Annotated in this window: 11 protein-coding genes and 1 rRNA gene; 2 read left to right on the forward strand and 10 right to left on the reverse strand. The window is 77.6% G+C overall.

All coding sequences use genetic code 11. The features are described from left to right. The 5 genes from ACI79R_RS23435 to ACI79R_RS23455 all read right to left on the reverse strand — a co-directional run bounded on the left by ACI79R_RS23435 (nt 1) and on the right by ACI79R_RS23455 (nt 4,815). Nucleotides 1-714, reverse strand: a complete 714-nt coding sequence (locus tag ACI79R_RS23435) for a methylase (protein WP_456576097.1) — start codon at nt 712-714, stop codon at nt 1-3. Between the two features lie 145 nt (nt 715-859). Beyond that, nucleotides 860-2,719, reverse strand: coding sequence for a DNA repair protein RecN (gene recN, locus ACI79R_RS23440; RefSeq protein WP_456576098.1), 1,860 nt, complete (start codon nt 2,717-2,719; stop codon nt 860-862). After that, a complete protein-coding gene (locus ACI79R_RS23445) occupies nt 2,694-3,719 on the reverse strand; it encodes an NAD kinase (protein WP_456576099.1) in 1,026 nt (341 codons plus the stop codon). The genes recN and ACI79R_RS23445 overlap by 26 nt, the downstream gene beginning before the upstream one ends. Next, nucleotides 3,716-4,633: a TlyA family RNA methyltransferase gene (locus ACI79R_RS23450; protein WP_456576100.1), complete on the reverse strand. Its 918-nt coding sequence runs from the start codon at nt 4,631-4,633 to the stop codon at nt 3,716-3,718. The genes ACI79R_RS23445 and ACI79R_RS23450 overlap by 4 nt, the downstream gene beginning before the upstream one ends. Then, nucleotides 4,633-4,815, reverse strand: coding sequence for a hypothetical protein (locus ACI79R_RS23455; protein WP_456576101.1), 183 nt, complete (start codon nt 4,813-4,815; stop codon nt 4,633-4,635). Before ACI79R_RS23455 ends, ACI79R_RS23450 begins: the two co-directional genes overlap by 1 nt. Nucleotides 4,816-5,015: 200 nt before the next feature. On the opposite strand from ACI79R_RS23455, the gene ACI79R_RS23460 reads away from it, so the two are divergent. Beyond that, nucleotides 5,016-5,345: an SCP2 sterol-binding domain-containing protein gene (locus ACI79R_RS23460; RefSeq protein WP_456576107.1), complete on the forward strand. Its 330-nt coding sequence runs from the start codon at nt 5,016-5,018 to the stop codon at nt 5,343-5,345. A gap of 28 nt (nt 5,346-5,373) precedes the next feature. On the opposite strand, the gene ACI79R_RS23465 is transcribed toward ACI79R_RS23460, so the two are convergent. Next, entirely contained in the window at nt 5,374-6,468 is a 1,095-nt protein-coding gene (locus ACI79R_RS23465) for an HAD-IIA family hydrolase (protein WP_456576102.1), read from the reverse strand. Next, nucleotides 6,465-6,860, reverse strand: coding sequence for a tetratricopeptide repeat protein (locus tag ACI79R_RS23470; RefSeq protein ID WP_456576103.1), 396 nt, complete (start codon nt 6,858-6,860; stop codon nt 6,465-6,467). Before ACI79R_RS23470 ends, ACI79R_RS23465 begins: the two co-directional genes overlap by 4 nt. 57 nt (nt 6,861-6,917) lie before the next feature. Here ACI79R_RS23470 and ACI79R_RS23475 point away from each other — a divergent pair, with 57 nt between their 5' ends. Beyond that, nucleotides 6,918-8,240, forward strand: coding sequence for a DUF1015 domain-containing protein (locus ACI79R_RS23475; protein WP_456576104.1), 1,323 nt, complete (start codon nt 6,918-6,920; stop codon nt 8,238-8,240). Between the two features lie 26 nt (nt 8,241-8,266). On the opposite strand, the gene ACI79R_RS23480 is transcribed toward ACI79R_RS23475, so the two are convergent. From ACI79R_RS23480 to rrf, 3 genes are all read right to left on the reverse strand, one after another. Beyond that, entirely contained in the window at nt 8,267-8,623 is a 357-nt protein-coding gene (locus ACI79R_RS23480) for a single-stranded DNA-binding protein (protein WP_456576105.1), read from the reverse strand. Nucleotides 8,624-8,722: 99 nt separating this feature from the next. Further along, nucleotides 8,723-9,631 carry a hypothetical protein gene (locus ACI79R_RS23485; protein ID WP_456576106.1) on the reverse strand — a complete coding sequence of 303 codons (909 nt, stop codon included), beginning with the start codon at nt 9,629-9,631 and terminating at the stop codon, nt 8,723-8,725. Between the two features lie 1,255 nt (nt 9,632-10,886). After that, nucleotides 10,887-11,003, reverse strand: a 5S ribosomal RNA gene (rrf, locus tag ACI79R_RS23490). Nucleotide 11,004 lies beyond the last annotated feature (1 nt).

The following is an 11,004-nucleotide window of genomic DNA, read 5'->3' on the forward strand; positions in this document are numbered from 1 at the left end:
TCAGGCGACCTGCAGCGCCCGCAGCAACTGGTCGCAGCGGTCGCCGGGGATGTCGGGGTTCTGGGTGAACAGCGCGACGGCGACCATGTACTCGGCCTCGCCGGCCCAGCCGCGGCCCTCGGCGCAGAGGCGGCGGATGTGCTCGGCGACCTTGGGCTCGGCGCTGTAGGGGCCGTAGTCCAGGCCCATGGCGAGGAAGTTGGCCACCCGGTACCCGAGGTCGGCGGCGGTGCCGATGGTGGTGACGGGGTCGGAGTAGCTGGGGACGGCGACCAGCACGTTCTCGTATCCGGCCTTGAGCAGCGCCAGCGACAGGTCGTTGCCGTACACCCCGCCCCAGAGCTCGGGCATGAGGATGTCGCGGTCGGGCGCGGGGATGTAGGGCGGGTTGGCGATGGCGGTGCGCGCCGCGACCGACCCCGAGGAGTCCGCGCCGTCGAAGAAGTCGCCGAGCTCCACGGTGTAGCGGTCGCTCACGCCGCGGGCGGCGATGTTCTCGCGGGCCCGCTCCACCGAGTAGGCGCTGATGTCGAAGCTGCGCACCCGCAGCCCGGGCAGGCCCTGCACCACGTCGGCGATCGCGGTGGCGTCACCGGTGCCGAGCTCGACGACGCCGTCGCGCTCCCAGCCGAGCTGCTCGCGGTAGTGCTGCAGCAGCATGCAGACGGAGAAGCCGTAGTGCGCCGACTCGTCGGCGGAGGAGAAGCAGCTCACCGAGCCCGCTCCGGGAGCGGGGCGGACAGCGGGCGGAGGGCGTCGGTGCCCCGGCATCGGTTGCGCACGATCGACGCCTACCCCGGCTGTCCCGCCGCCACTCCTCCCCTCGCCCGGTCGGGCGTCCCTTCCGTGCGCGGCCCGGTCAGCCGCGGGCCTCGGCGGCCACCGCGAGCAGCTCGCGGGCGTGCGCCTGGCCGGTGTCGCTGTCGGCGAGGCCGGACAGCATGCGGGCCAGCTCGCGCACCCGGTCCTCGCCGTGGACGGCGCGGATGTCGGTGGCGGTGACCCCGTTGCTCGTGTCCGGGGACTTGTCCACCACCACGTGGGTGTCGGCGAACGCGGCGACCTGCGCCAGGTGCGTGACCACGACGACCTGGTGGTCGCGGGCCAGCCGCGCCAGCCGCCGGCCGATCTCCCCCGCGGCCTGCCCACCGACGCCGGCGTCGACCTCGTCGAACACCATGACGGGCACCGGGTCGGCCCCGGCGAAGACCACCTCGATGGCGAGCATCACCCGGGAGAGCTCACCGCCGGACGCGCCGCGGTGCACCGGCCGGGGCGGCGCGCCGGGGTGCGCCGACATCAGCAGCGCCACCTCGTCGAGGCCCTCGGGCCCGGGCGCGTCGGGGTCGGTCTCGATGGAGAAGGAGACCCGCGCGCTCTTCATGGCCAGGCCGGCGAGCTCGCGGCCGACCTCGGCGGCGAAGCCGTCGGCCGCGGACCGCCGGCCGGCCGACACCCGGGCGCCGAGCTCGTCGACCTCGGCGCGGGCGGTGTCCCGGGCGGCGGCCAGCGCCTCGAGCGCCTCGTCGGAGACGTCGAGCTCGGCCAGCCGGGCGCGGGCGTCCTCGGCCCAGGCCAGCACGCCGGCGGCCCCGGCCCCGGGGTCGGCGTACTTGCGGACCAGGGCGGTGATCGCCGCGCGCCGGTCGAGCACCTCGGCCAGCCGGGCGGGGTCGGCGTCGAGGTCGGCGACGTAGCCGGCCAGCTGCCCGGCGACGTCGGAGACGACCGCGACGGCGTCGGCGAGGTCCTGGGCCAGCAGCACGAGGGTCGGGTCGTTGGAGGCCGCCAGCGCCCGCTCGGCGGTGGCCAGCGCGGCGGCGGCGTCCTGCGGCAGGCCCTCGCCGCCGAGGTCACCGGTCACGTCGCCGACCAGCGCCAGCCGGGCCTCGTCGGCGGCCCCGCGGAGGGCGTCGGCGTCGCTGAGCCGGCGGGCCTGGGTGTCGAGCTCCTCGTCCTCACCCGGCTGCGGCGCGACGGCGTCGATCTCCTCCAGCCCGTGCCGGAGGACGTCTGCGGCCTGTGCCAGCTCCCGCGCCTGACCGCGGCGGCGCTCGAGGTCGGCGACGAGCTCCCGCCACCGGGCGTAGGCCTCGCGGTACCGGTCGAGCAGCTCCAGGTGCGCCGGCCCGGCGTAGCGGTCCAGGGCGCGGCGCTGCTCGGCCGGGCGGGACAGCCGCAGCTGGTCGCTCTGCCCGTGCACCGCCAGCAGTCCCTCGGCCAGCTCGGCGACCACGCCGACGGGCACGCTGCGGCCGCCGAGGTGGGCGCGCGAGCGGCCCTCGGCGCTGATCGTGCGGGCGAGGATGAGGCTGCCGTCGTCGTCGGGGTCGGCGCCGGCGTCGGCCGCCCGCTCCCACACCGGCGAGTCGGCCGGGAGCGCCAGCCGGCCCTCGACGCCGGCCCGCCCGTTGGCCCGCACCCGCCCGGGGTCGGCACGGCCGCCGAAGAGCAGGGTCAGGCCGGTCACGACCATCGTCTTGCCGGCACCGGTCTCACCGGTGACCACGGTCAGGCCCGGGCCGAGCTCCAGCGTGACGTCGTCGATGGCGCCCAGGCCCCGTATCCGGAACTCGGTGAGCCGGCCCAGGCGGCCGGCCTCCGGCGCCCCGCCGGACGCGGCAGCCCCGGGATCGGGCTCGACGGCCTGCTCCGGCGCCGGGGCCGCGGCGCGGGCCCGGCCGGCGGAGCGGTCACGCGTGGGGGTCCGCGGAGCCACCGGCTGCCCCCTCTCCGGTCACGACGTCACGGGTGAGCACGTTCCGGCCGGTGGTGAACTCGTGGCCCGGGTCGTGGGTGCGCGCGTCGCGGAAGCCACGCACCGGCAGGCCGAACTTGGCCACCAGGCGGTCGCCGAAGGTGGTGGTGTGCACGCGGGCGATGCGCACCGGGCGGGCCGCCCGGCGCACCTCCACCCGGCCGCCGGCGGGCACGTCGATGGTGCGCCGGCCGTCGGCGGAGACGCGGGCGCGGTTGCCGTCGGGCGGGATCGCCACGGTGAGCACCGAGTCCGGCGAGGTGACCAGCGGACGGGAGAACAGTGCGTGGGCGTTCGTGGGCACCAGCAGCAGCGCCTCGACGTCGGGCCAGACCACCGGGCCACCGGCGGAGAACGCGTAGGCGGTGGACCCCGTCGGGGTGCTGAACAGCACGCCGTCGCAGCCGAAACTGGTCAGGGGGCGGCCGTCGATGGCGATGACGACGTCGAGCACCCGCTGGCGCTCGGCCTTCTCCACCGACACCTCGTTGAGCGCCCACGTGCCGCCGACGACGGCACCGGTGCTGTCGAGCACGTCGACCTCGACGGCCAGCCGCTTCTCCACCGAGTACTCGCAGCGCTCGATGGCGGCGAGGGTCTCCTCGACCGCCTCCGGCTCGGTCTCGGCGAGGAAACCGACCCGGCCGAGGTTGACGCCCATGAGGGCGGCGTGGCTGTAGCGGGCGAGCTCGGCGGCGCGCAGGAAGGTGCCGTCACCGCCGAAGACCATGACGATCTCCGCGCCGCGGGCGGCCTCGGCATCGGCCGCCACCACGTCGGCGCCCTCGATGCCGAGGTCGGGCGCCTCCTCCTCCAGCAGCCGGACGGTCATGCCGCCGGCCGCCAGCCGGGCGGCCGAGCGGCGGGCCAGCTCGACGATGTCCGCGCGGCCGGTGTGGACGGCGAGCAGGACGTGCCGGCTGCCGCCGGCCATCCACCCGCTCGGGCTGGACTCGGTCACGGGCTCTCCTCGCTGCTGGTGGCCGGTGGCGTGCTCGGGGCCGCGGTGGGTGGCGTGATGGGCGGTGCGGTCGGTGGCGCGGTCGGTGCCGTGGTCGGGGCCGGGGCGGACGGCCTGCCGGAGGGGCCCTCGGCCACGGCGCGGCGGACGTCGTCCTCCTGCGGGGGGCCGGCGTCGCGGCGCAGCCACAGGAAGAACTCCACGTTGCCCGCGGGGCCGGGCAGCGGGCTGGCGACCACACCGGCCGTTCCCCAGCCCAGCTCCGCGGCGGCGCCGGCCACCTCGAGCACCGCGGCCACGCGGTGCTCGGGATCGCGCACCACCCCGCCGGAGCCCAGGCGCTCGCGGCCGACCTCGAACTGCGGCTTGACCATCGGCAGGAGGTCGGCCTCCGGGCGGGCGCAGGCGGTGAGGGCCGGCAGCACCAGCCGCAGGGAGATGAACGACAGGTCGGCGACGACGAGGTCGACGGGGCCCTGGATCTGCTCGGGCGTGAGCGTGCGGACGTTGGTGCGCTCCAGCACGGTGACCCGCTCGTCCGTGCGCAGCGACCAGGCCAGCTCGCCGTACCCGACGTCGACGGCCACGACCTCGCGGGCGCCGCGGCGCAGCAGCACCTCCGTGAAGCCGCCGGTGGAGGCGCCCGCGTCGAGGGCTCGCCGGCCCTCGACCGGCACCGGGAAGGCGTCGAGGGCGCCGATCAGCTTGTGCGCCCCGCGGGAGACCCAGCTGGGCTCGTCGGGGTCGGTGCGGACCACCAGCGGGGTGCCGGCGTCGACCCCGGTGGCCGGCTTGGTCGCCGCGCGCCCGGAGATCGCGACGCGCCCCTCGGCGATGAGCGCCACGGCGTGCTCGCGGGAGCGGGCCAGGCCGCGCCGCACGAGCTCGGCGTCGAGCCGGCTGCGGCGGACCATCAGACCTGGTCGATCGTGCGCAGCTCGCGCTCGAGCCGGGCGTGCTCGGCCTCGAAGACCGCGACGTGCTCGGTCACCGGGCGCTGGTCCAGGTCCGCGTAGTCCGGCTGGGCCGGGCTCCCGGCCGGGGGGCCGGGCCGCGGCGGGGCCGGGACCGGGCGGGGCCGGTCGGACTCGGACATGGCGCTCGCTCTCCGGGATCGGCGTTCGGTGCGGGGGTGGGAACGCGGGCCGGGCGACCGGCGGCTCCCCGCCTGGCGAGGTTACCGGCCGGGGACGACGGGCACCGGGGGCTGCAGCGGGCGCTACCGTTCCCGCCCGGTGCGGGGCGAGGACCCCGCGGCCGAGGACGTCGAGACGGAGGACCGCCCGCGTGGCGACGATGGAGCAGTGCCTGACCGCCCTGCAGGGGATCATGGGCGACCTGGCGGCCAAGCCGGCGGCCCAGGGCCTGGACCGCACGCTGTCGTGCCGGCTGACCGACCTGGGGCGCATCGTTCGCGGCCGGCTGGCCGGCGGCTCGGTGCGCGATCTGCACGACGAGGACGACGTGCCCGGAGCGCCCAAGGCCGACATCCGGCTCACCATGACCAGCGACGACCTCCTCGCGCTCACCGACGGGAAGCTCTCGTTCGGGCCGGCCTGGGCGTCGGGCCGGGTGAAGCTCGAGGCGGGGCTGCGCGACATGCTCCGGCTGCGCTCCCTGCTCTGATCCGCCGGCCGCGTCGGCCGCCGCCGGCTCAGTCGCCGCTCAGGCCCCACCGGCGGAGTGCCGCCACCGCGGCGTCGCCGTCGCCGGTGACGCGGGCCGGAGCCCCGTGGCCGGGCAGCCGGCCCCAGTGCGCGACGCACAGGGCACGCAGGCCGTTCCAGCCGTCGTCGCCGTCCGCGGCGCCCTCGGCGCGGAGCACCAGTTCCCCGGCGCCGCCGGGGACCGCGCTCCAGGCGCCGCAACGCCAGGCAGGGCCGTCGGGGCGCACCGCCGGATGGGCGTGCAGCAGGCCGGTGACGTCGCCGGCGATCAGCTCGGGGCGCCGCTGAGGTCCGGCGGCGAGCAGGGTCGCCGGATCGGTGACGCCGGTGAACACCAGCAGGCTCGCCGCACCCGCGCGGCGGCCGCCCTCGACGTCGGTGTCCAGCCGGTCTCCGACGACCAGCGGCCGGCGCGCGCCGGTGCGCCGCACGCACTCGGCGTGCATCGCCGGGTCGGGCTTGCCGGTGACCGCCGGCTCCTGCCCGGTGACCGCGGCGACGACGCCGACCAGCGCGCCGTTGCCGGGCAGCGGCCCGCGCGGCGAGGGGATCGTGGCGTCGGTGTTGGTGGCCACGTGCCGGGCGCCGGCGCGCACCGCCACCACCGCCTCGGCCAGCTGGGTCCAGCCGACGTCGCGGCCGTAGCCCTGGACGACGGCGACCGGGACGTCCTCGGCGCGCTCGACGACGGTCAGTCCGGCGGCCCGCAGCGCCACCGCCACGCCCGGCCCGCCGACCGGCAGGACCCGGGCGCCGGCGCCGAACCGCTGGGCCACGACCGTCGCCGCGGCCTGGGAGCTGGTGATCACGTCGTCCGGACCGGCCGGCACGCCCAGCGCGGTGAGGTGGGCGGCGACGTCCTCCGGGGTGCGGGCGGCGTTGTTGGTCACGAAGCCCAGGCGCATGCCCGAGGAGCGGGCGGTTGCCAGCGCCTCCGGCACCCCCGGGACGGCGTCGGGGCCGACGTAGACGACACCGTCGAGGTCGAGCAGGGCGACGTCGTAGGCCGCGGTCGGCGGCTCGGCCAGGCCGGCGGCGAGGGCGGGACGGTCGGCGTCCCCGGGCGGTGTCGGTGCGGTCATCGGATCTCCCCCGTGCGGCGGGCGCGGACGCCGCGCAGCGCCCGCGCGTAGTGGCTGAGGTCGGGGCGCATGGCCACCGCCAGCGCCAGGTGCTCGGCGGCCAGCTCCAGCTCGCCGGCCCGGCTGGCGGACAGCCCGAGGCCGAACTGCGCGTAGTCGTCGGTCGGGTTTCCCGCGATCAGCTCCCGGAAGCTGTCGATGGCCTCCCGGTACCGGCCGGCGTCGTACTGGGCGCGGGCCAGGGCCTCCCGGACGCTGCGGGACGCGGGTTCGGCCTGCACGCAGCGCTCCAGCAGGGTCGCCGCGGCGGCCGGGTCACCGCTGGCGAGCAGGTGCAGGCCGCGCTGGTACCACTCGTAGACGCCGCCCTCCGGGGTGCCTGACTCGGGCACGTCGGCCTCCTCCGTCCGGGGCGCACCCCGGGGCCGGGCGCTCCTACGATCCAGGTCGTGCCCTCGACGCCTGCGGACTCCCCGGACCCCGTCCGAGCAGGACTCGAGGTCCGGCCGTTCCGGGCCCTGCTCTACCGGCGCCGGGACCCCGGCGCGCTGGCCCGGGTCAGCTCGCCAGCCTACGACCTGGTGACGCCGCAGGCCCGGGAGCGGATGGCCGCCGCCGATCCGCACAACGTCGTCCGGCTGATCCTGCCCGAGGCCGCGACGGTGCCCGCCGACCCGGGTAGCCGGCTGCTGCGGGTGACGCGGCACGCGGCGGAGACGCTCGCGGCCTGGCAGGAGGCCGGCGTCCTCGAGCGCGATGCGGAACCGGCGATGTGGGTCTACGAGCTGCGCCCCGCCGACGGCACACCGGCGACGGTGGGCTGGCTGGCTGCCGTCGCGCTGCCGACGCCCGGATCCCGCGCGGTGCTGCCGCACGAGGACACCTTCCCCGTCGCGGTCGAGGGGCGCCGGGCGCTGCTGGCCGCCACCGAGACCGACCTCGAACCCATCGTCCTGGCTCACGACCCGCATCCGTCCGTGCCCGGGCTGACCGCCGCCGCCCAGCAGGGCGACCCGGCCATGGAGCTCGCCGACGCCGACGGCGTCACCCACCGCCTGTGGCGGGTGACCGCTCCCGCCCTGCTCGACGCGGTGGCCGACGCCCTCGCCGGCACCGGTGCGGTCATCGCCGACGGCCACCACCGGTTCGCCGCCGCCCAGGCGCACGCGCGCGCCGTCGGCCCGGCCGAGCCCCAGCCGTCGGTGCTGGCCCTCCTCACGCCGATGGGCCCCGGCGGGCTGCGCGTGGAGCCCATCCATCGGGTGGTGCCGGACCTCGACCTCGCCTCCGCCGTGGCGGCCGCGGCGGCCGGCTTCCGCGTCACCGAGCTGCCCGCGCCCGGGAACGGCGGGGAGGACGGCCTGGCTGCCGCCGTCGACCGCTGGCGCCGGGACCCGGCCGAGCGGGGACTGCTGGTGAGCGACGGCGAGCGGCTGGTGCGCCTGGACGAGCCGGGGAAGAAGGTTCGCGCGGCGGTGCCCGCGGAGGCGCCGGCCGCGTGGCGCGCGCTGGACGTCGTGCTGGCCCACCACGGGCTCTTCCAGAGCCTGTGGCAGCGCCCCGACGACACCGAGGGCGTGCTGGTGGCCCACGACGTGCCCGAGGCGCTGCGCACCGCCGCCGCGCGGCGCGGGCTGGCGGTGCTGCTGCGCGCGCCCTCCCCCGCCGACGTGGCCGCGGTGGCCCGGGCAGGGGCCCGCATGCCGCGGAAGTCGACGCTGTTCGTGCCCAAGCCACGGACCGGGCTGGTCTTCCGCCCGCACGCCGGCTGAGCCGCGGGCGGCCCGCGGCCGACCGGTCATCCCGCCGCCGCCGCGGTCCGGCCCGCCTTGGGGACCTTGCGCCCGCGGCGGCAGTTCACCTCGCAGACCGACGCGGTACCGGTCGGCGTCCGCCAGAACCGGCGCTGGAGGGCGCCCTCCACCTCGACGACGTCACCGGCCTCCCAGGCGGCGATCCGTCGCTGCAGCGCCCGGTCGTAGGTGACGCAGGTCAGCACGTCCACCGACTGGCCCCGCGCCCGGGGCTCCGGTCGGCGCACCACCAGCCGGAAGGTCACCAGCACGTCGCCGCTGGGCAGCTCACGCAGCTCCGCGGGGGCGGACATCCGCCCCCGGAGCACCACGTCGTTCCGGTCGATCACAGCCACGCTCATGACGGCAGCCTGTATGCCGTGGCCGGGCGCGGGCAGGCCGCGGAGGGAGTTGTGGACCGGCCGCCCGGATGTGGACGGCCGGTCCCCTCCTGTCGGGGGTCAGTGCTCCGGGCCGTCGTCCTGGTGTGCGTCGTCCTGGTGGGCGTCGTCCTCGTCGGCGTCGGTCTCGCCCAGCAGCTCGGCGACCTCGGCCTCGATGTCGGCCTGGGACACCGGACCGAACTCGTCCTCCTCCAGGGCGTCCTCGGCCACGTCGTCGTCCCCGACCGGTTCCGCGTCCGCCGGAGCCGGGGCGCCGGCGGCGTCGGCGAGCGGCGCCTCGTCGAGCGACTCGTCCTCCTCGATCTCGGTCTCGGCGAACTCGACGTCGTCCTCGGCGTCGGCGACGAGCTCCGCCCAGCGCTCGGCCGCCTGCTCGTCGCCGGACGCGGCGAGCAGGTCGGCGTAGGCGCTGGCCAGCCGGCGGACGCGGTCGTCCTCGATGTCGACGGTCTCGGGCGTCGGGCGCCCGCCCAGCGCGTCCTCGAGCACCACGCGGGCGGCGGCCACCTCGCCCAGGTCCTGCCGCGCGCCGGCCTCGACCAGCTGCAGCTCGGTGGTCTCGTCGGCGTCGGGAGAGTCGGCCAGCGCCTCGCGCACCAGGCGCAGGGCCACCTCGGGGCGCCCGAGGGCGCGCTCGCAGTCGGCCAGGACGGCGCGGTAGCCCTCGTCCCCGCTCATGCGCCGGTAGGCCCGCAGCTCACGGGCGGCCTCGGCGTAGTCGCCCGCGTGATAGGCAGCCACTCCGACCGCCTCGCGGACCACCGCGATGCGCGACGCACGGTCGCGGGCGGCGCGGGCGTGGACCAGCGCCTCCTCGGGCTGCTCCTCGACGAGCGTGCCCGCGACGACCAGGTGCCCGGCGACCTTCTCGGCGTTGCGCTTGTCCAGCCCCCGCAGAGCGGCGCGGATGGCGGGGTCCAGTTCGCGCGGGTCGGCCCACTCCGGGATCTCGGGCCCGGCCGGCACCGGCGGCGTGCGGTCGTCACGGCGGGGCCGCGCGTCGCGCTCGGGCCGGCGTTCGCGCCAGTTCCCCGCACCCGACGACGGACGCGACGGCCGGTCGCCCTGCGGCCGGCGCTCCCGCCAGTCGCCGCCCTGCGGCCGGTCGGAGGCAGGACGCTGCGGGCGGTCCCGCCACTGCGGGCGGTCCCCCGTCGGGCGGTCATCCGTCGGGCGGTCACCGTCAGGACGCCGCTCGCGCCAGTCACCGCGCTGCGGACGGTTGCCCGAGGGGCGCTGCGGACGGTCGCCGCGGAAGCCCTGCGGACGGTCCCCGGCAGGGCGCTGCGGCCGGTCCCGCCACTGCGGGCGGTCGTCGGCAGGACGCTGCGGACGGTCGCCGGCAGGGCGCTGCGGCCGGTCCCGCCACTGCGGGCGGTCGCCGGTCGGGCGGTCGCCGTCGGGACGCCGGTCGCGCCAGTCACCGCGCTGCGGACGGTCACCCGCCGGACGCTGCGGACGGTCGCCGCCGAATCGCTGGGGTCGGTCACCGGTCGACCGGTCGTTCCCCGGACGACGCTCGCGCCACTCCCCGCGCGCGGGCCGGTCACCGGCGGAACGCTCCGGACGGTCCCGCCACTGCGGCCGGTCACCGCTCTCCGGCCGATCGGGGCGCCCACCGCGCGCGCCGGCGGGCCGCTGGGGACGACCTCCCCCCGACCGCCCGGCATCGGGACGGCGCTCGCGCCAGTCGCCGCGCTCCGTTCCGTCACTGCCGGAACGCTGAGGGCGGTCACGCCACTGCGGACGGTCGCCGGAGGGGCGGTCGCCCCAGCCGCTGCGGTCCCCGCCCGGCCGGTCGCCGGCGGAGCGGTCCCGCCACTGCGGCCGGTCGCCGCCGGACCGACCGGTCGACGGACGGCCACCGCGGGCGCCGTCCCGCGGTCCGCCATCCCGGCGGTCGTCGCGGTCACGGTCCTGCTCGGGGCGGAAGGGGCGGCCACCGCGGGGCGCGCCGGCTCCACCGCCGCGGTTGCCACCGGTCGGCGCGCCGCCGCGTGGGCGCCCGCTTCCGCCGGCATTCCGGGGGGTGCGCCCGCCCGGGCCACCGTTTCCTCGACGTGGTGCAGTCATGCGCTGTGGGTACCTCTGAACGGGCACGGCACTCGTCGAGTGCCGTGCGGATGAGAAACGGCGGTTCGGGACGGCGGCTGGCGAAGCCCGGACAACGCAGAAACGGGGGCCAGAGCCAAAGGCTCTGACCCCCGTTCCTGGAATGGTTGTCCGGCGGCGTCCTACTCTCCCACCCCGTCTCCAGGGCAGTACCATCGGCGCTGAGAGGCTTAGCTTCCGGGTTCGGAATGAGACCGGGCGTTTCCCTCTCGCCATGGCCGCCGTAA

The organism is Blastococcus sp. SYSU D00820 (assembly GCF_054050695.1).